General features: G+C 68.7%; 8 protein-coding genes. All 8 read left to right on the top strand.

All coding sequences use genetic code 11. The features are described from left to right. Positions 1–40 precede the first annotated feature (40 nt). The gene (locus DI276_RS51355) at positions 41–2,584 is read left to right on the top strand and encodes an ATP-binding protein (protein ID WP_232837049.1); all 2,544 of its coding nucleotides are present in this window, start codon (positions 41–43) and stop codon (positions 2,582–2,584) included. Between the two features lie 44 nt (positions 2,585–2,628). Further along, entirely contained in the window at positions 2,629–3,045 is a 417-nt protein-coding gene (locus DI276_RS31320; RefSeq protein WP_157985061.1) for a hypothetical protein, read from the top strand. Between the two features lie 249 nt (positions 3,046–3,294). Next, positions 3,295–3,621 carry a VOC family protein gene (locus DI276_RS31315; RefSeq protein WP_198681030.1) on the top strand — a complete coding sequence of 109 codons (327 nt, stop codon included), beginning with the start codon at positions 3,295–3,297 and terminating at the stop codon, positions 3,619–3,621. Between the two features lie 203 nt (positions 3,622–3,824). Beyond that, the gene (locus tag DI276_RS52510; protein WP_157985060.1) at positions 3,825–18,782 is read left to right on the top strand and encodes a type I polyketide synthase; all 14,958 of its coding nucleotides are present in this window, start codon (positions 3,825–3,827) and stop codon (positions 18,780–18,782) included. Further along, positions 18,775–22,770, top strand: coding sequence for a type I polyketide synthase (locus DI276_RS31305; protein ID WP_112270046.1), 3,996 nt, complete (start codon positions 18,775–18,777; stop codon positions 22,768–22,770). Before DI276_RS52510 ends, DI276_RS31305 begins: the two co-directional genes overlap by 8 nt. Then, positions 22,767–23,207, top strand: a complete 441-nt coding sequence (locus DI276_RS31300) for a flavin reductase family protein (protein ID WP_112270044.1) — start codon at positions 22,767–22,769, stop codon at positions 23,205–23,207. Before DI276_RS31305 ends, DI276_RS31300 begins: the two co-directional genes overlap by 4 nt. A gap of 2 nt (positions 23,208–23,209) precedes the next feature. Then, the gene (locus tag DI276_RS31295; protein ID WP_112270042.1) at positions 23,210–24,691 is read left to right on the top strand and encodes a 4-hydroxyphenylacetate 3-hydroxylase family protein; all 1,482 of its coding nucleotides are present in this window, start codon (positions 23,210–23,212) and stop codon (positions 24,689–24,691) included. A gap of 14 nt (positions 24,692–24,705) precedes the next feature. Beyond that, a complete protein-coding gene (ubiG, locus tag DI276_RS31290; RefSeq protein ID WP_112270039.1) occupies positions 24,706–25,479 on the top strand; it encodes a bifunctional 2-polyprenyl-6-hydroxyphenol methylase/3-demethylubiquinol 3-O-methyltransferase UbiG in 774 nt (257 codons plus the stop codon). The last annotated feature ends 126 nt before the right edge of the window (positions 25,480–25,605 follow it).

Genomic DNA, 25,605 nt, shown 5'->3' with positions numbered 1-25,605 from the left:
AACACCCGCGCGGACAGGTTCGATCATTAGGCTTCAACCCATGTCCGCCGGCCCGAGACCTGACGACGCGCACGCGCTCGACGAGCTGATCGCCGCGTTGCGGGCGTTGAAGGTGTGGGCGGGGAACCCCTCGTTGCGGCAGATGGAGAAGTTGTCCGGGCTCGCTCGCAGCACCCTGGCCGACGCGCTCAGCCCGCGCCGTAAGACCGCGCCCGCTTTGGAGGTGTTCCGGGGGCTGCTGCGGGCGTTCAGCGTGCCGGAGGACGAGGTCGAGCCGTGGCTCGCCGCGTGGCGCCGCGTTCAGTCGGAACCAGTGCGCGGTTCGGCCGTCGTACCCCGCCAGTTGCCCGCCGCGGTGCCGGGCTTCACCGGGCGCACCAAGGCGTTCAAGGAGCTGACCGCGCTGCTGGAGGGCGGCAGCAGGCTCGCGGTCGTGTGCGGGATTCCCGGGGTGGGCAAGACGGCGTTGGCCGTCCAGTGGGCGCACCAGGTGGCGGCGAGGTTCCCGGACGGTCAGGTGTACCTGGACCTGCGCGGCTACTCGTCCGGCCCGCCGGTGACCCCGGACCAGGCGCTGGCGCTCGCGATCCGCGCGTTCGGGGTGCCCGGCGAGGACATCCCGCTGCAGCAGGATGCGATGATCGGGATGTACCGGTCGATGACGTCCGACAAGCGCGTGCTGGTGATGGTGGACAACGCGCCCAGCGCCGCACACGTGCGTCCGCTCGTGCCGGGTGGGCCGGGCTGCATGACGGTCGTGACGAGCCGTGATCGTCTCGCCGGTCTCGTCGCTCGTGATGGCGCGCACCGCTTGGAGCTCGGCGTGCTCACGGCTGAGGAGGCGCCGGCCGTGGTGATCAGCGTCCTGGGCGCTGAACGCGTGCTGCGCGAGGAAGACGCCGTCGACGAGCTGGTGCGGCTCTGCGGCTGTCTCCCGCTGGCCCTGCGGATCACGGCCGCGAACCTCGCCGACCGTCCACATCAGACGATCGCGGAGCTGATGGAGGAGCTGACCGCGGGCGACCGGCTCACCGCGCTGGAGATCGAGGGCGACGCGGACGCCGCCGTGCGCACGACGTTCGACCACTCGTACGCTGCGCTCGACCCCGTGGCGCGGATGTTGTTCCGCCGCATGGGTGTGGCGCCGGGTCCGGACCTGCCGGAGCGTGCCGCCGCCGTGCTGCTCGACCGGCCGGACGCTTCGGTGGCGTTGCGCACGTTGGTCGCCGCGCACCTGGTCGAGGTCAAGTCAGCCGGGCGCTACGGACTGCACGACCTGCTGCGGCTCTACGCCCGTGAGCGTTGCGCAGCAGAGGAAAGCTCTACCGCCTGGAAGGACCGGCTCGACGAGCAGTACCTCGACATGGCCGTTGCCGCGGCACGCGCAGTGCGTCCGGACTTCTCGGTGCTCGCTTCGGTGACTCCACAGCACACGTTCTCCGGTGCCACGGAGGCGTTGCAGTGGTTCGACGCCGAGCGCGCGACACTGGTGTCCCTGATCGAACAGGCGGGCGCGCCGATGGCGTGGCTGCTGACCGACGCGTTGCGCGGCTGCTACTGGCTGCGCCGCCACACCGCGGAATGGCTGGCCGTCGCCCGCGTGGGCCTCGCTGCTGCCGCGGACGACCCGAGTGCGTCCGCGGCGATGCACCTGTCGCTCGGCACCGCACACTGGGGCGCGGGCGACCACCGTGCGGCGGCCACGCACTTCAAGCACGCGGTCGAGTTCAGCCGCGCGGCGGGGGACAGGTTCCGCGAGTTCAGCACGCTCGGCAACCTGGGTGGCGTCCACGCGGAGCTCGGGTCGCTGGAGGAGGCGGCCGACTGCTTCCGCCGCGAGCTGGCCTACTACGCGGAGATCGGCGACACGGCCCGGCGCGCGCGTGCGCTCGGCAACCTTGGCCTCACCGAGATGCGGCTCGGCCGGTTGGTCGAGGCCGCGGCGAACCTGGAGCTGGCCGTCGTGCTGCGGGAGGAGACCCGCTCGGCAGCGAACTCGCTGGGCGCGCTCGGCGTCGTGCACCGCTACCTCGGCGACCTGGACCAGGCCGCGCACTTCCTGCAGCGGGCGCGGCAGCTCAACCACGACCACGAGGACCGGGTCAGCGAGGCAGCGGCTCTGGACGACCTGGCCCGCGTCCACCGCGACGCCGGACGGCCGGAGGAGGCGCTGCGGTGTGCGGAGGAGGCGCTCGGGCTCGCGGTCGGCTCCGGCCGCGTGGAGATCGACGCGCTGATCACGGTGGCCGCTGTCCGCGGTCGCCGGGACGACCTGCGCCGGGCGTGGCGGATGGCGGTGGCGATCGGCTACGGGCCGGGCGTGGCGGACGCGCTGGTCGAGCTGGCCTGGCTGGACCTCGCGGCGGGTGACGTCTCCGCCGCCGTGAGGGACGCGACAGAGGCGCACGAACGTGCGTCCGCCACCGGGCAGAGCATCCTGGCCGGCCTCGCGCTCGTTGCCCTGACCAGCGCACACGAGGCTGAGGGCGACACCGACGCGGCTGCCGCGGCTCGGCGCAGGGCCTCGGACGTGCTGGAGAGCGCCGGGTACCGGGGTGTCCGGGATCGTCCGAACAGCTTGTGAGCGGCCACGGCGCTTGATACGACCGTGGTCGAAGGGGGAATCGCATGAAAATTCTGTCTCTGGCTGCCGCCTTGGTGCTGGGCGTGCTCGTCGCACCGTCCGCCGAGGCCGGTCCCGATCCTGTTTACGATCCCGGCTCGCTCGTTCCCAGCAGGTTCATCATGGCGCCCAAGAAGGCCGGCGGTGAAGCGGTGGCCTCGGGCGCGTTCGTCGAGTACAGCGTGTCGTTCGCCGGGCACTCGTACGTCAAGGACACCGCCGACGACGGCCGCGACGTCCAGGTGTGGGTGAAGTACGGCAAGGAAAAGGCCTACAGCTACACGGAGCAGATGGCGTCCGTGTCGGGGCTCAACGTGAGCAAGTCCTTCGCGTGGGCGTCGCCGGCGGGGATGTACGTCGACTTCGTCGAGGTGCGGGTGTGTCTCAGTCCCGGTGAGGACAACTGCTCGGGGTGGGGCTGACTGTCCGGATCTGTCCGGGGTCGTCCGAACGTCTTCCCTGGTGAAGGGCCCGGGGGGACGCTCGTTGGGTGATGAGTTCGTTGCTGCGCCGCCGGTCTGGCCTGGGGGTCTGGGCCGGCAGCGCGATTCTGTCCGCCGTCCACCTGCCTCGCAGCAGTTAGTTCCGTCCGATGAGTTCGGTCCGCGTGGCTGGTCCACCCTCTTGCGTACGTTCGAGAGGAGTGGGCCGCCGTGGACCTGCACAGCGTGATGTGTGTGAGTGACCTCGTCAGGTCGTTGGAGTGGTACGAGGTGTTCTTCGGGCGCAAGGCCGACGAGCTCATCGGCGAGGAGTACTTGTGGCAGGTGGGGGAGAACGCCTACGTCGTGATCGACGCCCGTGACGTGCGGTCCGCGCGGGTGGGCGGGTCGATGGTGACGTTCGGGGTTTCGGGACCGGAGTTGTCGGGGGCGCTGGCACGGTTTCTCGAGCACGGCGTCGCCCACGGGCCGGTGGAGACGTACTCCAACGGCGTGCAGCACGTCGAGGTGCTGGATCCGGACGGCAACAGCCTCTCGCTGGCTGCTCTGCCTTAGTTCGAGCCGTCCCACTTTTCCGCGGCCACAGCTGGGGAATCGCCCAGTTGTGGCCGTGTTCTTCTGCCCACCTGCGGAAACACTCTCCGGCCTGCTCTCGTCGTGTGAGCCGAAGCCCCTGCTCGTAGGGGTCGCGTAGGGGGATCGGGGGCCAGGTTTCCCGGCCAGGCTTGGACGCGCCGACTTCGCGGAGGTGTGCGTCCATGCTGATCCGGCCGTTGCCCGACCTGCTCGGGGCGAACGCCGCCCGTTTCGGTGCCAAGGTCGCCTTCGCCGACCCGTGGCGTTGCGTGACGTACGCCGAGCTGGAGCTCCGCACGCGTCGCCTGGCGGGACACCTGGCCGGGTCGGTCCCGCGCGGCGGCCGGGTCGCGATCCTGCTCGGCAACCGCGTCGAGATGATCGAGAGCTGCCTGGCGGTGACGCGGGCGAGTGCGGTCGGTGTCCCGCTGAACCCGTCTTGCTCCGACGCCGAGCTCGCTCATTTCCTCTCGGACAGCGGCGCTTCGGTCGTGCTCACCGACCAGCTGGATCGGTTGCGGCGCTTCGACATCCAGGCGATCGTTCCTGCGCCTCTGGCTTCCACCGATCCTGGAGTTCCGGCTCGCGACGACCTGGGACTCGACGAGCCCGCCTGGATGCTCTACACGTCCGGCACCACCGGCAGTCCGAAGGGCGTGATCTCCACCCAGCGCAGCTGCCTGTGGTCGGTCGCCGCCTGCTACGTCCCGATCTTCGGACTGTCCTCTTCGGACGTTCTGCTCTGGCCGACCCCGTTGTTCCACAGCCTCGCACACGTCCTGTGCGTGCTGGGCGTGACCGCTGTTGGCGCTACCGCTCGTATCCAGAACGGTTTCGACGCCTCCGCCGTGCTTTCGGCTCTGCACAACGACATCACGTTCCTCGTGGGCGTCCCGGCCACGTACCACCAGCTCGTCCGTGCCGCTTCCGACGTGTCAGCGCCCTCGTTGCGCGTCGCCCTGACCGCGGGTTCTGTCTGCTCTTCGGCGTTGCGCGACGACTTCGCGCGGCTGTTCGGCGCTCCGCTGGTCGACGGTTACGGCAGCACCGAGACGTGCGGCCTGATCGCCGCCGCCGGTCTGCCGGTACCGGGGGTGAACGTGCGAGTCGTCGATCCTTCCGGCGTCGACGCTCCTGAGGGCGAGGTGTGGGTCAGCGGCCCGAACCTCATGGTCGGCTACCACGGCCAGTCCTCGGGGTTGCGCGACGGCTGGTACCGCACCGGCGACCTGGCCCGCCGCGACCCCGACGGCTACCTCACGATCACGGGCCGCCTGACGGAGCTGATCATCCGCGGCGGAGAGAACATCCAGCCGGCCGAGATCGAACGCGTTCTGCTGCAGCTGCCCGGTGTCGCGGACGCCGCTGTGGTCGGCAAGCCGCATGCCGAGCTCGGCGAGGTCCCCGTTGCCCACCTGGCCGGGTCTTTTGATCCTGCGGCGGTGCTGTCCGCGTGCCGGGAGCAGCTCGCCGCGGTGAAGGTGCCGGAGGAGCTGTACCTCGTCGACGCCGTTCCGCGCACCTCGTCCGGCAAGATCGCGCGGCATCTGCTCGACCCTCAGCCTGCTCGGCTGGTCGCTTCGGGTGTGCCGCTCTACGGCGAGGAATGGTTGCCGGTCACCGGGTCTCATGCTTTCGATCTGACGATTGCCAACTCGTCGGACGTCTCCGAGGAGTTGGATGCCTGGTTGGCGTCGGATCCGGCGCCATCCGCGCGGTTCGTGATCGTGACGCGTCGAGCGATCGCTGTGAACGACACCGAAGGGGTTCTCGACCTCGCGCGTGCTTCCCTGTGGGGCTTGGCGAAGCCTCACCGTGTCGTGCTGGTCGACGTTGATTCCGACTCCGTCGACCTGCGGTCTGTGGTTTCTTCCGGCGAGTGCCGACTGGCGGTGCGGGGCGGGGTCGTGCTCGCACCTCGTTTCGTTCGGCTGCCGGCTCTGGTCGCTGGGGCGCGCACCTCGTCGGGGACGGCTCCGCTGGTCCTGCGCTGGCCTGCCGACCGCCCTGATCTCGGTGCCCGCTACGACGCTTTGGCCCGCCACCGGCGTTCTCAGGGACTGCCCGCGGTATCGGTTGCGTGGCCCGCTGACGTTCCCGTCGACCTGATCGCTTCGAGTTCGCACGCCTGTGTCCGAGCCGACGTGCCTGCGGTCGAACCGTCCGTTTCGGGCGCTGCGGCCCTCCGCTCGCGCCTGGCCGAACTGTCCTCAGTGGACCGTGATGCGGTTTTGCTGGAGATCGTCTCTTCAGCCGCTGCCCGAGTCTGCGGCGCTCCCGTCACTTCGGACGTCCCGTTCCGCTCGCTGGGCCTGACCTCGATCACCGCGGTTGCCCTCCGCAACGACCTCGTCGCGTCGACCGGCCTGTCCTTGTCCGTGACCTCCGCGTTCGACCACCCGACCTGCCGCGCCCTCGCCGCCCACCTGCGGGACCTGCTGTTCGGCTCAACTCAGGTCGCCGCTACTGCCCTCGTTCCTTCTGATGAGCCGATCGCTCTGGTCGGCATGGCGTGCCGCTATCCGGGTGGTGTGCGCTCGCCGGAAGACCTGTGGCGCCTGGTGGTGCAGGAGGTCGACGCGATCGGCGACTTCCCGCAGGACCGCGGCTGGGACCTCGACGCTTTGTACTCTCCGGACCCCTCTCATCCAGGCACCACCTACACGCGGCGCGGCGGTTTCCTTTACGACGCGGGGGAGTTCGACGCCGACTTCTTCGGCATCTCTCCGCGCGAGGCCTTGGCCATGGATCCGCAACAACGCCTGCTCCTGGAAGTCTCCTGGGAAGCTTTTGAACACGCCGGCCTGAACCCCTCATCGTTGCGTGGCAGCCAAACCGGCGTCTTCGCGGGCGTCATGTACCACGACTACGCCACCGGAGCCCGTGTCCCCTCCGGCGTGGAGGGCCACCTCGGCATCGGCACGGCGGGCAGCGTGGTGTCCGGCCGGGTCGCCTACCTGTTCGGCTTCGAGGGTCCGGCGGTCACCGTCGACACCGCTTGTTCCTCTTCGCTGGTGGCGTTACATCTGGCTGCTCAGTCGTTGCGTTCCGGTGAGTGTTCGCTGGCCCTGGCCGGTGGCGTTGCGGTGATGGCGACGCCTGCGACTTTTGTTGAGTTCAGTCGTCAACGAGGTTTGTCTGCTGATGGGCGTTGCAAGGCGTTTGCGGCTGGGGCTGACGGCACGGGGTGGTCCGAGGGTGTCGGCGTGGTCCTGTTGGAACGCCTCTCGGATGCTCAGCGCAACGGCCATCAGGTGCTGGCTGTGTTGCGTGGCTCTGCTGTCAACTCCGACGGCGCCTCGAACGGTCTCACCGCGCCGAACGGTCCGTCGCAGCAGCGGGTGATCCGTCAGGCGCTGGCTTCTGCTGGGTTGACCGCTTCCGAGGTCGATCTCGTTGAGGCGCATGGCACCGGAACTGTTCTGGGTGATCCGATTGAGGCGCAGGCGTTGCTCGCGACCTATGGCCAGGATCGCTCCTCGCCTTGCTGGTTGGGGTCTTTGAAGTCGAACATCGGCCACGCTCAGGCTGCCGCTGGTGTAGGCGGCGTGATCAAGATGGTGCAGGCGATGCGGCACGGTCTGCTGCCGCGCACGCTCCACGTCGACGCCCCGACTCCACACGTCGACTGGTCTTTGGGCGCTGTCTCGCTCCTCACCGAGGCCCATCCGTGGCCTTCTTCGAATCGCCCGCGTCGTGCCGCCGTCTCGTCGTTCGGCGTCTCCGGGACGAACGCCCACGTGATCTTGGAGGCCGCACCGGTTTCCGCGGGCCAGGAATTGTCAGACCTGCCTGAGATGATTGGAGTGGGGACCCGATCCCCCCAGGGGGCCTGCCAACCGGAATCGATTCCGAGCAATGCGCCGTGGTTGGTGTCTGCCGAGTCTGAGGCGGCGGTGCGTGCCGAGGTGGAGCAGCCGCTCGCGTTCGTCGAATCGCGTGACCCGGACTCGGCGGACGTCGCCGCGCTCGCGGCCTGTGCGTGGCCAGACGTCGATGGCGAGGCGGCGTCGTCGTTCGGTGTTGCCGATGCGAATGCCCATGTGATCCCGGAGGTTGCGGCGGATGTCTGGGAGTCGCAGCCCGTTCGGAGCAAAGCGCCGTGGCTCGTGTCGGCCAAGTCCGAGGCGGCCCTGCAAGCCCAGGTGGACCGGCTGCTGACGTTCGTCAAGTCGCACGACCTCGACCCGGCCGACGTCGCCGCCGCCCTCGCGACCCGCTCGGCCATGGCGCACCGAGCGGTGCTGAGCGACCACACCGAGATCGCGTCCGGCACCGCCACCGACACCAACCGCGTCCTGTTCGTCTTCCCCGGCCAAGGCTCACAATGGGCCGGCATGGGCCAGCAGCTCATCGCCGACGAACCGGCCTTCGCCCACCGCATGCAGGAGTGCGCACAAGCCCTGAGCGAGTTCGTCGACTGGGACCTGTTCGAAGTCCTGGGCGACGCAAAAGCACTCGAACGTGTCGACGTCGTCCAACCCGCACTGTGGGCCGTGATGGTCTCGCTGGCCCACCTCTGGCAACAACACGGCGTCGAACCAACCGCAGTGGTCGGCCACTCCCAAGGCGAGATCGCCGCCGCGGTCGTGGCCCAAGCGCTGTCCATCGAGGACGCGGCACGAGTGGTCGCGTTGCGCGCCAAGCTGATCGCCACCAAACTCGCCGGCAAGGGTGGCATGGTCGTGGTCAACGCCCTGCCGGAGCACCTCGACCCGCGGCTGTCCACAGCCGCGGTCAACGGCCCCGAGTCGTTCGTCCTCTCCGGCGACCTCGATGCGTTGGCCACCGTCGACGGCAAGCGAATCCCGGTCGACTACGCCTCCCACTCCGCCCAGGTCGAGGAGCTCCGCGACGACCTCCTCGCCGCGCTGGCGAGCCTCGAACCGCGCACCCCGGCCATCCCGTTCCTGTCCACCTGCGGCGGCGGCCCGCTCGACGCCGAGTACTGGTACCGCAACCTCCGCGAAACGGTCCGCTACGACCCAGTGGTCCAGCAGCTGACCGACCGGATCCTGCTGGAAGTCAGCCCGCATCCCGTGCTTCTGACCGGCTTCGGCACGCTGCGCCGCGACGATGGCGGGCAAGACCGCTTCCACACCTCGGCGGCCCAGCTGTGGGTGCGCGGCGTCCCGGTCGAGTGGCACTTCACGGGCCGGCACGTCGACCTCCCGACCTACGCCTTCCAACGTCGGCGCTACTGGCTCGAACCGTCCGCCGGAGGCCATCCGCTCCTCGGCCCGCCGATCGAACTGGCCTCCGGCGCCACGGCGTTCACCACCCGGCTCTCGCTCCGGACCCATCCGTGGCTCGCGGACCACGCGGTGTCCGGGACAGCCCTGTTGCCCGGCACGGCATTTGTCGAAATGGCGATCGCGGCAGGAGAAGGAATCGAAGAACTCGTCATCGAAGCACCGCTGATCCTCCCCGAACGCGGCGACGTAGAAGTCCAGACCGTCGTGGGCCCGGACGACCAGGGCCGTCGCACGATCACCGTGCACAGCCGTCGCGACGATCAGTGGCGCCGGCACGCGACCGGCACGCTCACCAGCAGCGAACCCGAGCCGTTCGAGCTGACCGAATGGCCGCCGAACGCCACGGCGATCGACCTGTCCGACGCTTACGACACCCTGGCCGCCCGCGGCTACGAGTACGGCCCGGCCTTCCAGTGCCTGACCGCGTTGTGGCGGGGTACCGACGAGATCTTCGCCGAGGTGAGCCTGCCGGACGACGGAGACTTCGGCCTGCACCCGGCCTTGCTCGACGCGGCTCTGCACCCGATCGCCATCGCGGGCTGGGGAGAAACCCAACCAGGCCAAGCACTCCTGCCGTTCTCGTGGAACGGCGTGGAGCTGATCGCCACCGGCGCCACGACCCTGCGCGTCCGGCTGACCCGCACCAACGACGGCATCGCAGTCCGACTGGCTGACGGCGCCGGCCAGCCCGTCGCAGCGGTGAAGTCCTTGGCACTGCGGTCAATCCCGCTGGCCGACCTCACGCCGACGATCAACTCGCTGTACCGCGTGGCGTGGCAGCCCATCGCGTTGCCCGCAAACACAGAGCTGCCGGACGACGTCGTCGTGCTACAGCCGAAGAACGTCCACGAAGCGCTCGACCAGCTCCAGCACTGGATCGGCGAGGACTCCAGGCTGGTCGTCCGCACCAACGGCGCCGACTTGGACAGCGCCGCGATCTGGGGTCTCGTCCGCTCGGCTCAGTCCGAACATCCCGGCCGCATCTTCTTGGTGGACACCGACGACACGTCATTTCCCGTGCTGCCCGATGAACCGCAACTGATGGTGCGCAACGGTCAAGCTCACGTCCCAAGGCTAGAACGCGCTCAACCGTCCACATCGGACATCTCTTTCGGCGGCACAGTGCTGATCACGGGCGGCACCGGCACGCTCGGCGGCCTGCTGGCAAAGCACCTCGTCACGACCCACGGCGTACGAGACCTGGTGCTCACCAGCCGTCGCGGGGAAGCGCCCGAGCTGGAAGCCGAGCTCACCGCCCTGGGCGCGCACGTCACGATCGCAGCCTGCGACGCCGCCGACCGCACCTCGCTAGCGGCCCTGCTGGACGAGATCGGCTCGTTGGCGGCGGTGGTGCACGCCGCCGGCGTCCTGGACGACGGCGTGCTCACCTCGCTGACTCCCGATCGCCTCGACACCGTGCTGCGCCCCAAGGCCACTGCGGCGTTGAACCTGCACGAGCTGGTGCCGTCCGTGCCGCTGATCCTGTTCTCGTCGGTGGCCGGCGTGTTCGGCGCCCCGGGCCAGGCCAACTACGCCGCCGCCAACGCCTTCCTCGACGCTCTCGCGCAGCACCGCCACGCCCGCGGCCTGCCCGGCGTTTCCATCGCGTGGGGCCTGTGGGCGCGCACTAGCACGTTGACCGCCCACCTGACCTCAGGCGTCCGCGACAACACGATCGCGATGTCCGACGAGACCGGCCTGGCCCTGTTCGACGCGGCGGTGCGCTCGGCCGAGCCCACCTTCGTCGCGGCGCAACTGGACCTGCGCCCGGCCGCGGTTGTGCCTCCGTTGCTGCGCGGGCTGATCCGCCCCCGTCGAACCGCCCGCCACACCGCTCTGCCCGAACATCAACTCCTGGACCTGGTCCGCACCACCGCGGCCGCCGTCCTGGGCCACTCCGCGGACGCCGTCGAACCGAACCGCGCCTTCACCGAGCTCGGCTTCGACTCGCTGACCGCCGTAGAGCTCCGCAACCGGCTCGCCGCCGCCACGGACGTCCGCCTGCCCGCCACCCTCGTCTTCGACCACCCAACCCCACTCGCTCTCACCGAACGCCTCCGCACCGAACTGTTCGGCTTGGGCGCTGCTCCCGTTGCCACGACTCGGGTTTCGTCCGATGAGCCGATCGTGATCGTCGGCATGGCGTGCCGCTATCCAGGTGGTGTCCGCTCGCCAGAAGAACTGTGGCGCCTGGTGGAACAGGAAGTCGACGCGATCGGCGACTTCCCCTCCGACCGCGGCTGGGACGTCGACGACTTGTACGACCCGGACCCGGACCGCCCCGGCAAGTCCTCGTCCAAGCACGGCGGTTTCCTTTACGACGCAGGGGAGTTCGACGCCGAGTTCTTCGGCCTGTCACCCCGCGAGGCGCTCGCGATGGACCCGCAGCAACGCCTGCTGCTGGAAACCTCCTGGGAAGCCCTCGAACGCGCCGGCATCGACCCGTCGTCGTTGCGCGGCAGCCAAACCGGTGTCTTCGCGGGCGTCATGTACCACGACTACGCCTCGCGGCTGGACGAGATTCCCGAGGACGTCGAGGCCTACCTCGGCCTCGGTACCGCTGGCAGCGTCGCGTCCGGCCGCGTCGCCTACTCGTTGGGCCTTGAAGGTCCGGCCATCACCGTCGACACCGCGTGCTCGTCTTCGCTGGTGGCGCTGCATTGGGCTGCGCAGTCGTTGCGTTCCGGGGAGTGTTCGCTGGCCTTGGCCGGTGGTGTGACTGTGATGGCGACGCCTGCGACTTTTGTTGAGTTCAGTCGTCAACGAGGTTTGTCTGCTGATGGGCGTTGCAAGGCGTTTGCGGCTGCGGCTGATGGCACGGGGTGGTCCGAGGGTGTCGGCGTGGTCGTGTTGGAACGCCTCTCGGATGCTGTGCGCAACGGTCATCAGGTGCTGGCTGTGTTGCGTGGCTCTGCCGTCAATTCCGACGGCGCCTCCAACGGTCTCACCGCCCCGAACGGCCCGTCCCAGCAGCGGGTGATCCTCAGCGCGTTGTCGTCAGCCGGCTTGTCGACGGCCGATGTCGACGTCGTCGAGGCGCACGGCACCGGAACCGTCTTGGGCGACCCGATCGAGGCGCAGGCGTTGCTCGCGACCTATGGCCAGGACCGCGCTGTTCCGCTGTGGTTGGGGTCTTTGAAGTCGAACATCGGGCACTCGCAGGCTGCTGCCGGTGTTGGTGGCGTGATCAAGATGGTGCAGGCGATGCGGCACGGGCTGCTGCCGCGCACGCTCCACGTCGACGCGCCGACCCCGCATGTCGACTGGTCCTCCGGCGCTGTCTCACTCCTCACCGAGGCTCGTCCGTGGCCTTCTTCGGATCGCCCGCGTCGTGCCGCCGTCTCGTCGTTCGGCGTCTCCGGGACGAACGCCCACGTGATCTTGGAGGCCGCACCGGTTTCCGCGGGCCAGGAATTGTCAGACCTGCCTGAGATGATTGGAGTGGGGACCCGGTCCCCCCAGGGGGCCTGCCAACCGGAATCGATTCCGAGCCAGCTGGCCACGCCGCTCGCGATGCCGTGCCAGGCGCCGCCGCCGATGCCGTTGCAGGTGCCGCCTGCGACGTCGTTTCCGGTGCCGCCTGCGTTCGCGTTCCCGGTGCCGCTGGTGGTGTCGGCGAAGGGCGCGGCGGCGTTGCGTGCGCAGGCTGAGCGGCTGCTGGCGTGCGGGGACGTCAACGCGGTCGACCTCGGCTTCTCGCTCGCCACCACGCGGGCGGCGCTCGAGCACCGGGCCGTCGTCCTCGGCAACGGGCTGGAGGCGCTCGCCTGCGGCCGAGTCAGCCCGCACGTGGTCCAGGGCGTGGCGACGGCCGGGCGCCGGGTGGCGTTCCTGTTCAGCGGCCAGGGCAGCCAGCGTCCGGGCATGGGGCGCGAGCTGTACCGAGCGTTCCCGGTGTACGCGAAGGCGTTCGACGAGGTGTACGCGCAGCTCGAACTCCCGGCCGAGGTGGTGTTCACCGGCGAGCAGCTGAACCAGACCGCCTACACGCAGGCGGCGTTGTTCGCGTTCGAGGTGGCGCTGTTCCGGCTCGTCGAAGCGTTGGGTGTGCGGCCGGACTTCCTCGCCGGGCACTCCATCGGCGAACTGACCGCGGCCCACCTGGCCGGCGTCCTCTCGCTGGAAGACGCGGCAACGCTCGTGACGGCGCGCGGCACGTTGATGCAGGCACTGCCCGCCGGCGGTGCGATGGTCGCGCTTCAGGCCGGCGAGCACGAGGTCCTGCCGAGGCTGACCGAGACCGTGGACATCGCGGCGGTGAACGGTCCGGAGGCTGTCGTGATCTCCGGTGCCGAGGAGGCCGTGCTCGCGATCGCCGCGCAGTTCCCGGACCGCAAGTCGAAACGCCTCGACGTCAGCCACGCGTTCCACTCGCCGCTCATCGAACCGATGCTCGCCGAGTTCCGGAAGGTGGCGGAAGCGCTGACCTACCGGAAGCCGTCCATTCCGGTCGTGTCAGCGATGACCGGCCAGATCGCCGACCTCAGCACGCCGGACTACTGGGTCGAACACGCGCGCCGGGCCGTGCGCTTCGGCGATGCGATGCGGACGTTGACGGACGAGGGCGTGACGGCGTTCCTGGAGCTGGGGCCCAGTGGCGTGCTGGCTCCGGCCGTGGACGGATGCGTGTACGCAGCTTCGGGCCACGAGCCGGCGACCTTGCTGACGGCTCTGGCCGAGCTGTACGTGCGGGGCGTGCCGGTCGAGTGGGCGCGGCTCTTCGACGGCACCGGTGCGCGCCGGATCGACCTGCCCACCTATGCGTTCCAGCGCAAGCGTTATTGGCTGGGCAGCTCGGCGCCGGTTGTCGTCGACGTGCCGGACACCGAAGATCTGCTCGACGTCGTGCGCGGGCACGCGGCGGCGGTGCTCGGGCACGAGAGTGTGGACGCCGTTGATCCTGTGCAGGCGTTCAGCGAGTGCGGCTTCGACTCGCTGATGGCCGTCCAGCTGCGCAACCGGCTGTCGGCGGCCATCGGCCGGACGTTGCCCGCGACGCTGCTGTTCGACCATCCGACGCCGCTGGCGCTGGCAGATCACCTTCGTGGCGCGCGGGTGACGGCGGTTGCGGCTCCGAGGGTGTCTGACGAGCCCATCGCGATCGTCGGGATGGCGTGCCGGTATCCGGGTGGGGTGCGGTCGCCGGAGGACCTGTGGCGGCTGGTGTTCGAGGGTCGCGACGTGATCAGCGATCTGCCGGTCGACCGCGGCTGGGACGCGTCCGACGTGCACAAGGGCGGCTTCCTGCACGACGCGGGGTTGTTCGACGCGGAGTTCTTCGGCATCAACCCGCGCGAGGCGCTCGCGATGGACCCGCAGCAACGCCTGCTGCTGGAGGTCTCCTGGGAGGCGGTCGAACGCGCGGGAATCGACCCGTTGTCGTTGCGCGGCAGCCAAACCGGCGTCTTCACCGGCGTCGTCTACCACGACTACGCCTCCCGCGGGTACGACCGCGCGCCCGAGGAGGTCTCCGGCTACCTCGGCACGGGCGGCGCGGCGAGCGTCGCCTCCGGCCGCGTCGCCTACACCTTCGGGTTGGAAGGCCCGGCCGTCACCGTCGACACGGCCTGCTCCTCGTCTCTGGTGGCGCTGCACTGGGCCGCGCAGGCGCTGCGCAACGGCGAGTGCTCGCTGGCGCTGGTCGGCGGCGCGACGGTGATGCCAACGCCGATCGCGTTCGCCGAGTTCGGCAAGCAGCGCGCGCTCGCTCCCGACGGCCGTTGCAAGCCGTTCGCCGCGGCCGCCGATGGCACCGCATGGGCAGAGGGCGTGGGCGTGCTGCTCGTGGAGCGGCTCTCCGACGCACGACGCAACGGGCACGAGCTGCTCGCGGTGCTGCGCGGGTCCGCGGTGAACCAGGACGGCGCCTCGAACGGCCTGACCGCGCCCAACGGCCCGTCACAGCAGCGGGTGATCCGGCAGGCGTTGGCGGCGGCGGGGTTGCGTGCTGCTGATGTCGACGCCGTTGAGGCTCATGGCACCGGTACTTCTTTGGGCGATCCCATCGAGGCGCAGGCGCTGCTCGCGACTTACGGCCAGGACCGCGCTGTTCCGCTGTGGTTGGGGTCTTTGAAGTCGAACATCGGGCACTCGCAGGCTGCTGCCGGTGTTGGTGGCGTGATCAAGATGGTGCAGGCGATGCGGCACGGGCTGCTGCCGCGCACGCTCCACGTCGATGCGCCAACGCCGCACGTGGACTGGTCTTTTGGCGCTGTCGAACTCTTGACGGAGGCTCAGCCTTGGCCCGCTGGTGATCGGCCTCGGCGTGCGGCGGTGTCGTCGTTCGGGATGAGCGGGACGAACGCCCACGTGATCTTGGAGGCGGCGGACGCCCCGGAATTGTCAGACCTGGCTGAGACGATTGGAGTGGGGACCCGATCCCCCCAGGGGGCCGGCCAATCGGGATCGATTCCGTGGGTGGTGTCGGCCAAGGCTGAGCCGGCGTTGCGGGCGCAGGTCGAGCAGTTGGAGGCGTTCGCGGGCACTGTGCAGGGCGTCAACCCGGCGGACGTCGGTGGCACTCTCGCCGGCCGGTCGGTGTTCGCGCATCGGGCGGTGTTGACCCCAGACGGGGCGGAGATCGCGTCCGGAGTGGCAGGAACAGCAGCGCGGGTGGCGTTCGTGTTCCCCGGCCAGGGTTCGCAGTGGGTGGGCATGGCGGTGGAGCTGATAGAAGCCGTGCCCGTGTTCGCCGCGCACATGAAGGAGTGCGCGGACGCCCTGAGCCGGTGGGTGGACTGGGACCTGTTCGAGGTGCTCGAAGACGCTGAGGCGCTGGAGCGGGTCGACGTGGTGCAGCCGGCGTTGTGGGCGGTGATGGTGTCGCTGGCCGGGCTGTGGCGGGAGTTCGGGGTTGAGCCGCAGGCGGTTGTCGGGCATTCGCAAGGTGAGATCGCGGCTGCGGTGGTGGCGGGTGCGCTGTCTGTTGAGGACGGTGCGCGGGTGGTTTGCTTGCGTAGCAGGGCGATCACGGCGCTCGCGGGGACCGGTGGCATGGTTTCCGTTGCGCTGCCGGAGGAGAGCGCGGCTGAATTGGCGGCGCGATGGGACGTGCACGTTGCGGCGGTCAACGGGCCTGCGACGGTGGTGGCCGGCGCGCCTGGACAGCTTGAGAAGTTGCTGGCCGCGTGTGAAGAAGAAGGCGTTCATGCGCGCAGGATTCCGGTGGACTACGCCTCGCACACGCCGGACGTCGAGGCGGTGGAGGAAGAGGTTCGGGTAGCGCTGCAAGGCATTGCGCCGCGCACGAGTGGGATCGGCTTCTACTCGACGTTGACGGGCGAGCGGATCGACACCAGTGAACTGAACGCCGAGTACTGGTACGCGAACCTGCGCAACACGGTTCGGTTCGAGCACGCCGTGCGGAGGCTGGTCGAGGACGGGTACGGGGTGTTCGTCGAGGTCAGTTCGCATCCGGTGCTGACGGTCGGCGTTCAGGAGACGGCGGAGAACGCGGTCGTTGTCGGGTCGTTGCGGCGGGATGACGGTGGCTGGCAACGGTTCTTGGCGTCGTTGGCGCAGGCTTGGGTTGGTGGGGCGGGTGTTGACTGGCGGAAGCTGTTCGTGGGTGCACGGCGGGTGGACTTGCCGACGTATGCGTTCCAGCGTGAGCACTACTGGCTGAAGTTGCGTCCGGAGATAGTCGCCCCGTCGGGGCATCCGTTGCTGGGGACGGCGACGGGTGTGGCTGAGTCGGGCGGGTTCCTGTTCACCAGCAGGTTGTCGTTGGAAACCCATCCGTGGCTGGCGGATCACGCGGTGCTCGGCTCGGTGTTGTTGCCGGGGACCGCTTTCCTCGAGCTCGCGTTGAGAGCGGCCCGCGAGGCCGGTTGCGGGGTGGTGGAGGAGCTGACGATTTCCACGCCGTTGGTGCTGGCGGAGGACGTGCAGCTGCAGGTGTCGGTCGGTGGGCCGGATGCGAGCGGGCGGCGGACGGTTGGGGTGTACTCGCGGACTGCTGCGGACTGGGTGTGTCACGCCAGCGGTGTGCTGGCTCCCGGAGTAGCCCCGCACGTGGACATCGGGGAGTGGCCGCCGGCTGGGGAGGAGATTCCGGTGGGCGACCTGTACGAGAGGTTGAGCGGGATCGGGTTCGACTACGGGCCGCGGTTCGAAGGCTTGCAACGGGTTTGGCGCACCGAGCACGAGGTGTTCGCCGAGGTTCGGCTGGATGAGGAAGCCGGGTTCGAGCTGCACCCGGCGCTGCTCGACGCGGCGTTGCACGCGATTGTCCTGGGCGGGCTCGGTGGTAGCGAGGGTAGGTTGCCGTTCGCCTGGAACGGGGTGTCGCTTGCGGGCGCCGGGGCGTCGGCGCTGCGCGTGCGGTTGAGGTCGGCCGGGAAAGACGCGGTTTCGCTCGCTGCCACCGATGAGAGCGGTCGCGCTGTGGTGAACGTGGACTCGTTGGTGATCAGGCCGGTCTCGTCGGAGTCGCTGTACGCGGTGGAGTGGACGCCGATTCCGGTTGTGCCTGCGGAGTTGGCAGGCGAGGTCGTCGAGCTCGACGAGCCTGATGTGCACCGGACGTTGGCGCTGCTGCAGGAATGGGTTGCGGGGGAGCAGGAACGGCTGGTGCTCGTCACGAAGAACGCGACGAGCGCCGACCCCGACCTGGGTGCGGCCGCGGTGTGGGGGCTGGTGCGGTCGGCGCAGGCGGAGAACCCCGGCAAGATCGTGCTGGTCGACGTCGAGGGCTCGCGGGAGTTGCTGGCAGCGGCGGTGGCGACTGGTGAGCCGCAGATCGCCTTGCGCGGTAATGAGGTTCTGGTTCCGCGGCTGGTCCGGCAAGCGGTTGGTGAGCAGGTCGTGAGGTTGCACGGCACAGTGCTGGTCACCGGCGGCACCGGGACGTTGGGTGCGCTGGTTGCGCGGCATCTTGTTACTGCGTACGGAGTTCAGAAGCTGGTGCTGGCCAGCAGGCGCGGGATGGCCGCGGAACTGCAGGCGGAGCTGGGCGCTGAGGTCGTGGCGTGTGATGTCGCGGACCGGGCTGCGGTGGAACGGTTGTTGGCCGAGACGCCGGTGGATGCGGTGGTGCACCTGGCCGGGACGCTCGACGACGGCGTGATCTCGTCGCTCACGCCTGAGCGGCTCGACGGGGTGTGGCGGCCGAAGGCTGAGGCGGCTTGGCATTTGCACGAGTTGCTGCCGGATGTGCCGATGGTGTTCTTCTCGTCGGCTGCGGGGACGTTCGGCGGGCCGGGGCAGGCGAACTACGCGGCGGCCAACGCGTTCTTGGACGCGCTCGCGTTGCACCGGCGGGCTCGGGGACTGCCCGCGGTGTCGCTGGCGTGGGGGCTCTGGGCCGACGACAGCGGGATGACCGGCCACTTGGGCGAGGCTGACCGCGTGCGGATGGCTCGGAATGGCGTGCGGCCGTTGGGTGCGGACGAAGGCATGCGGTTGTTCGACGCGGCGTTGCGGGGCGGTCAGGCCGTGCTGGTGCCGATGCCTTTGGACATGGCGGCGTTGCGGGCTCAGGCGGTGGTGCATCCGTTGCTGCGCGGCCTGGTTCGGGTGCCGCGTGCGGAGCGGGAGCCGTTCGAGGAGACGTTGCGGACGGCCGGGGATCCGCGGCAGGTGTTGCTCGACCTGGTGCGGGGCGAGGTGGCCGGGGTGCTCGGGCGTCCGGTGCAGGCGGGGCGGACCTTCAAGGACCTCGGGTTCGACTCGCTCACGGCGGTCGAGCTGCGGAACCGGTTGAGCGCGGCGATCGGGTTGCGGTTGCCGCCGACGTTGGTGTTCGACCACCCGAGTCCTGCGGAGTTGGCCGAGCACCTGATGTCCGAGCTGCTGCCGGACGTCGTGGACGAAGAGCCCGACGAGATCGACGACATGGACACCGACGACCTGGTGCGGCTCGTGCTTGGAGGATCACATGGCTGAGGATCAGGTCGTCAAGGCGCTGCGGGTCGCGGTCAAGGAGAACCAGCGGCTGCAGCGCGAGAACGAGGAGCTGCTGGCGCGGCTGAACGAGCCGATCGCCATCGTCGGGATGGCGTGCCGGTATCCGGGTGGGGTGCGGTCGCCGGAGGACCTGTGGCGGTTGGTGGCCGACGGGGTCGACGCGGTCGGGCCGTTCCCGTCGGATCGTGGCTGGGACGTGGTGTACGACCCGGATCCTTCGGCGAGCGGGACCTGCTACACGCGGTCGGGCGGGTTTTTGCACGACGCGGCGGAGTTCGATGCCGGGTTCTTCGGGATCTCGCCGCGGGAGGCGCTGGCGATCGACCCGCAGCAGCGGCTGTTGCTGGAGACGTCGTGGGAGGCGTTCGAGGACGCCGGGATCGACCCGTTGTCGTTGCGGCGCAGCAGGACCGGGGTGTTCGCCGGGGTCATGTACAACGACTACGGCGCGCGGTTCCTCGACCGGGTTCCTGCCTCGTTGGAGGGGCATCTCGGCACCGGGAGCGCGGGCAGCGTGGCTTCCGGGCGGGTGGCTTACACGTTCGGGTTCGAGGGGCCGGCGGTCACGGTCGACACGGCTTGTTCGTCGTCGTTGGTGGCGTTGCACTTGGCTGCGCAGTCGTTGCGTGCTGGTGAGTGTTCGCTGGCGTTGGCCGGTGGGGTCGCGTTGATGGCGAGTCCGGCGGTGTTCGTGGAGTTCAGCCGGCAGCGGGGATTGTCGGTTGACGGGCGCTGCAAGGCGTTTTCTGCTGCGGCGGATGGCACCGGGTGGGCTGAGGGTGTCGGGGTGGTGGTGCTGGAGCGGCTTTCGGATGCTCAGCGGGCTGGACACTCCGTGCTGGCCGTGGTGCGGGGTTCGGCTGTCGGTTCGGACGGTGCTTCGAACGGGCTGACCGCGCCCAACGGGCCGGCACAGCAGCGGGTGATTCGGGCGGCGTTGGCGGCGGCGGGGTTGTGTGCTGCTGATGTCGACGCCGTTGAGGCTCACGGCACGGGGACTGTGCTGGGTGATCCGATCGAGGCGCAGGCTTTGCTGGCGACCTATGGGCAGGGTCGTGATCGGCCGTTGTGGCTGGGGTCGTTGAAGTCGAACATCGGGCACGCGCAGGCGGCGGCCGGTGTGGGCGGCGTGATCAAGATGGTGCAGGCGATGCGGCACGGGGTGTTGCCGGCGACTTTGCACGTGGACTCGCCGTCGCCGCACGTGGACTGGGCGGCGGGTGCGGTTTCGCTGCTGACGTCGGCGCGGGACTGGCCGGAGGTGGGGCGGCCTCGGCGGGCCGCGGTGTCGTCGTTCGGTGTGTCGGGGACGAACGCGCACGTGATCTTGGAGGGGGCGAGCGCTCCGGAACTGTCAGACCTGGCTGAGATGATTGGAGTGGGGACCCGATCCCCCCAAGGGGTCCGCCAATCGGGATCGATTCCGTTGGTGGTCTCGGCCAAGAGCGCCAAAGCGTTGCGAGCCCGCGTCGAGCAGACCCGCGAGGTCGTGCAGCGGGAAGCGGCGGAAGACGTGGCGTTCTCGCTGGTCACCACGAGGGCGCTGCTGGACCACCGAGCCGTCCTGGTCGGCGCCGAACAGGTCGAGGGCGTGGCCGACGTCGAGGGCGAAGTCTGCTTCGTGTTCCCGGGGCAGGGCGGGCAGTGGCCCGGCATGGCCAAGGACCTGATCGCGGACGAGCCGGCCTTCGCGGACCGCATGCGGGAGTGCGCCGAGGCCCTCAAACCGCACACCGGTTGGGACCTGACGAGAGTGCTCGACGACGCCGAAGCACTCCAGCACGCCGACAGGGTCCAGCCCGCGCTGTGGGCGGTCATGGTGTCCCTCGCCCACCTCTACCAAGAACACGGCGTGCGGCCGAAAGCCGTCGTCGGCCACTCGCAGGGCGAGATCGCGGCCGCGGTCGTGGCAGGAGCGCTGGACATCGCAGACGGGGCGAGGATTGTGGCGCTGCGCAGCAAGCTGATCGCGAAGAAGCTCGCCGGCAAGGGCGCCATGATCGCCGTTCGCGAGCTGCCGAAAGAGACGCCCCTGAGCATCGCGGCGATCAACGGACCGACCTCGTTCGTGCTGTCCGGCGATCCGCAGGTGATCGAACAGACCGAAGGCAAGCGGATCCCAGCCGACTGCGCGTCCCACTCCCAGCAGGTCGAAGAACTGAAAGAAGACCTGCTCAAGGCTCTCGAGGGCATCACGCCGCGGAAAGCCGAGATCCCGTTCTTCTCGACGGTCGACGAGAAGTGGCTCGACACCACCGAGCTCAGCGCCGAGTACTGGTACCGGAACCTGCGGCAGACGGTCCTGTTCGAGTCGGCCACAACGACGCTTGCCGACGAGGGATACCGCAAGTTCATCGAGGTCAGCCCTCATCCCGTCCTCGTCGGGGCGATGGAGGAGACGCTGGAGAACGTACCCAGCGCCGTCACCGCCACGCTCAAGAGAGGCAACGGCACGGCGGAGCGGTTCCGGACAGCGCTCGGTGAGGCGTTCGTGCGCGGGGTCGACGTCGACTGGGCCGGGATGTTCCCAGGGGCGCGGAAGGTCAAGCTGCCGACGTATCCGTTCCAGCGGCGGCGCTACTGGCTGGACGCCAAAACAGAGCACACGCCAGAACCCGAGCAAGTAGAGCCGCAGGACGTCGCCGAACTGGTGGCCGGGCTGACGAAGGCCGTGCTGAAGCTGGAGGACGACGAGTTCGACGCCGACAAGGCGTTCAAGGACATGGGGGTCGACTCGCTGCTGGCGGTCGAGCTGCGCAACCGGCTGGCCAGGGCGACAGAAAGACAGCTGCCCGCCAACGTCGTGTTCGACCGGCCGACGCCCGCCAAGTTGGTCGCGTACCTCCAAGGCGAGACCACGACGGTCGACTTCGCAACGGAAGGCGTGCTGGCAGAAGACATCCGGCCAACCCGAACAGAAACGCGACCAACGAACGAGATCTTCCTGACGGGGGCGACGGGCTTCCTCGGTGCGTTCCTGCTGAGAGACCTCCTCAAGCACACCACCGCAAGAGTTCATTGCCTCATCAGGGCAGCAGACGAAACCGAAGCCAGGGCACGGCTCGAGAAGAACCTGGAGTGGTACGGCCTCCCAACAGCCCCTGAAAGAACAGAAGTGGTCCTGGGAAACCTTGCCGAACCCAGGCTCGGCCTGACCGAGGAGAAGTTCGACGAGCTGGCGAGGACGATCGACGCCGTCTACCACGCGGGATCACAGGTCAACTGGCTGCACCCGTACCAGGAGCTGAAGAAAGCCAACGTCAACGGCACGGAAGAGGTGCTGCGCCTTGCCGCTCGCCACCGCACGGTGCCGGTGCACCACGTGTCGACCACCGGGGTGTTCGCGACGCCTGGAGGCCCGCACACAACAGAAGCGGAGACCGGCCCGGCACAACAACTTCCGACCGGCTACCAGCAGAGCAAGTGGGTCGCCGAGAAGCTCGTCGAACAAGCAAGGGAAAGAGGAATCCCGGTCACGGTGTACCGGCCGGACACCATCGCCGGCAGCCAGGTCGACGGCGCCTGCCAGACCAGCGACTTCGTCTGGCTGAGCATCAAAGGTTGCTTGCAGGCCAAAGCTGTGCCGGACGACGCGAAGGCGTTGTTCACGCTAACACCGGTGGACTACGTCAGCGCGGTCATCGTCGGACTCTCGCAAGACCCGAAGCACACGACGTACCACCTCTACAACAGCAAGCCGGTGAGCCTGGAAACGATCAAAGAGCGGCTGCGGTCCCACGGCTATCGGCTCGACGAAATCCCACGAGAGCAGTGGAACAGCCGCCAGAACAACGCGCTGCTGGACGTGTTCACGCAAGTCACGCAGGCAGAACGACTGCACATCACCTACGACGTCAAAGAAACCGACGAGGCCGGCCACCGGTGCCCGGAGATCACGGACGAGCTGCTGGACACCTACATCAGGTTCTTCCAGCGCACCGGTTACTTCCCGGAGGCCGAGAAATGACGCGAGAGCTCCGGGACTGCCTCGGCCACTTCGCCACCGGCGTCACCGTGGTCACTTGTGAGATCAACGGCGAGAAGCATGGCACGACGGTCAACTCGTTCACTGCGGTGTCGCTCGCCCCGCCGCTCGTCCTGGTGTCGCTGGATCGCAGGAGCAAGGCGTGCCAACGGCTCGACAACCGGCCGTTCGTTGTGAACGTGCTCAAGGAGAACCAGAGCGACGTCGCGCTGCACTTCGCCGGTATACCAGCAGCCGGTCTTGTGCCGTGGAACGGGATGAAGCTCAGGGATGCGTTGGCGCACATCGTCTGTGAGCCGTGGCGCAAGTACGACGGCGGTGATCACGTGCTGTACCTGGGCGAGGTCAAGGAGATCGAGGTCCATCAAGGTGAGCCGCTGGTGTTCTACCGCGGTGCCTTCCGCGAGGTAGGAGCGTGAGCATGACGCGGCCGTTGACCGGCGAGGAGTACCTGGAGAGCCTCAAAGACGGGCGGGAGGTGTGGCTGCACGGGGAGAAGGTCAAGGACGTCACGGAACACAAAGCGTTCCGGAACTCGGCGCGGATGGCGGCACGGCTCTACGACTCGCTGCACGACCCCGAACGCCAACCGGAGCTCACCGCGCCCACCGACACCGGCGGCATCGGGTTCACCCACCCGTTCTTCCGCACCCCGCGCACCCAACAAGACCTCAAGGCCGACCGGGACGCCATCGCCGGGTGGGCCAGGATGACGTACGGGTGGATGGGGCGCAGTCCGGACTACAAGGCGGCGTTCTTCGGCACGCTCGGCGCGAACGCGGAGCTGTACGAGCCGTTCGGGGACAACGCGCGGCGCTGGTACGCCGAGTCGCAGGAGAAGGTCCTGTACTGGAACCACGCGCTGGTCAACCCGCCTGTCGACCGGCAGCAGAACGAGGTCGAAGACGTCTTCGTGCACGTCGAGGAGGAGAAGGACGACGGGCTGATCGTCAGCGGCGCCAAGGTGGTGGCCACGGGATCGGCGATCACGCACTTCAACCTCGTGGCGCACTACGGGCTGCCGGTCAAGGACAAGCGGTTCGCGCTGGTCTGCGCGGTGCCGATGGGCGCGCCCGGCCTCAAGCTCATCTGCCGGCAGTCCTACGAGATGGCGGCGACGAGCCCGTTCGACTACCCGCTGTCGAGCAGGTTCGACGAGAACGACACGATCTTCGTGCTGGACCGGGTGAAGATCCCGTGGGAGAACGTGTTCAGCTACGGCGACCCGGACAAGGTCAACACGCTCATCCCGAACTCCGGGCTGGTGCAGCGGATGACGTTCCACGGCTGCACGCGGCTCGCGGTCAAGCTCGACTTCCTGGCCGGGCTGTTGCTCAAGGGCGTGGAAGCGACCGGTACCAAGGACTTCCGGGGCATCCAGACCCGCGTCGGCGAGGTGCTGGCGTGGCGGAACATGTTCTGGGCGCTGACCGACGCGATGGTGTCCACACCGGACCCGTGGCACGGCGACGCGGTGCTGCCGAAGCTCGACTACGCCATGTCGTACCGGTGGTTCATGACCCTCGGCTACCCGCGGGTCAGGGAGATCATCATGCAGGACCTCGGCAGCGCGTTGATCTACCTGCCGTCGAGCACCAAAGACTTCAACGAGCCGGAACTGCGGCCCTACCTGGACAAGTACGTGCGCGGCAGCGACGGCATGGACGCCGTCGAACGGGTCAAGCTGATGAAGCTCGTCTGGGACTCCATCGGCACGGAGTTCGGCGGACGCCACGAGCTCTACGAGCGCAACTACTCCGGCAACCACGAGGGTGTGCGCGCAGAGTTGCTCTTCGCCGCACAGCAGTCGGGGACCACGGACGCTCTCAAGGGGTTCGCCGAGCAGTGCATGGCCGAGTACGACCTCGAAGGCTGGACCGTGCCCGATCTGATGAACCCGTGAGAGGTGTGTGTGCAATGGCCGTCGACAACGAGCTGTACAACGAGCCGGGCACGTGGTGGGACGACGACCGCCCGATGGCCACTTTGCTCGCCCTCACGGTGGCGCGCTTCGGCTACTTCGAGGAAGCACTCGGCAAACACGGCGTGAGCCTGAAAGGAAAGCGTGTGCTGGACATCGGCTGCGGCGGCGGGCTGCTCGCCGAGGAGTTCGCGAAAGCAGGAGCCGAGGTCACCGGCATCGACCCGTCGCTCGAGTCCCTCGACGCCGCCAGAACACACGCCAGGCAGAACGGGCTCGACATCGAGTACCGGCACGGCATCGCGGAGGAGGTGCCGTTCGCGGACGAGGAGTTCGACCTCGTCTACTGCTGCGACGTTCTGGAGCACGTGTCCGATGTGGACAAGTCGGTCAGCGAGGCGGCCAGGGTGCTCGAGCCCGGCGGCTGGTACCTCTTCGACACGATCAACCGCACGGCCAGGTCGAAACTCGTCATGATCAAGCTGTTCCAGGAGTGGGACGCGTTCCGCTGGGCGCCGCGCGACCTGCACGACTGGGACAAGTTCGTCACGCCGGAGGAGCTGGAGCGGTCGCTCACCAGGCACGGCCTGAAAAACGAGGAGTTCGTCGGCTTCGTGCCCGGACGCAACCCGCTGAAGGTGCTGTCCCTGTTGCGAAGCCGGGCCAGGGGAAAGCTCAGCTACGGCGAGATGGGCCGCCAGATGCAGATCACCGTGTCCCGCACCGACATCTCCGGCGGCTACGGCGGCCACGCGCGCAAGACCCGTTGACAGGAGTTTCAATGATCGTGTCAAGCGACTTGGGCCGTTAGCTGTGGTGAGCGATGGAACTCCCGGCCATCGCGCAGCAGTGCCCAGATGACGTCGACCAGTCGCCGTGCCAGCGCGATGAGCGCT

The sequence above is a fragment of the Lentzea terrae genome (assembly GCF_003265345.1).
GTDB lineage: Bacteria > Actinomycetota > Actinomycetes > Mycobacteriales > Pseudonocardiaceae > Lentzea > Lentzea terrae.
Note: the sequence above shows the minus strand (reverse complement) of the source record. Positions and strands in the feature narration are given on the sequence as shown.

Coding starts and splice junctions, on each gene's coding strand:
- DI276_RS51355 (WP_232837049.1), top strand. CDS start 41: ATGTCCGCCGGCCCGAGACCTGACGACGCGCACGCGCTCGACGAGCTG.
- DI276_RS31320 (WP_157985061.1), top strand. CDS start 2,629: ATGAAAATTCTGTCTCTGGCTGCCGCCTTGGTGCTGGGCGTGCTCGTC.
- DI276_RS31315 (WP_198681030.1), top strand. CDS start 3,295: ATGTGTGTGAGTGACCTCGTCAGGTCGTTGGAGTGGTACGAGGTGTTC.
- DI276_RS52510 (WP_157985060.1), top strand. CDS start 3,825: ATGCTGATCCGGCCGTTGCCCGACCTGCTCGGGGCGAACGCCGCCCGT.
- DI276_RS31305 (WP_112270046.1), top strand. CDS start 18,775: ATGGCTGAGGATCAGGTCGTCAAGGCGCTGCGGGTCGCGGTCAAGGAG.
- DI276_RS31300 (WP_112270044.1), top strand. CDS start 22,767: ATGACGCGAGAGCTCCGGGACTGCCTCGGCCACTTCGCCACCGGCGTC.
- DI276_RS31295 (WP_112270042.1), top strand. CDS start 23,210: ATGACGCGGCCGTTGACCGGCGAGGAGTACCTGGAGAGCCTCAAAGAC.
- ubiG (WP_112270039.1), top strand. CDS start 24,706: ATGGCCGTCGACAACGAGCTGTACAACGAGCCGGGCACGTGGTGGGAC.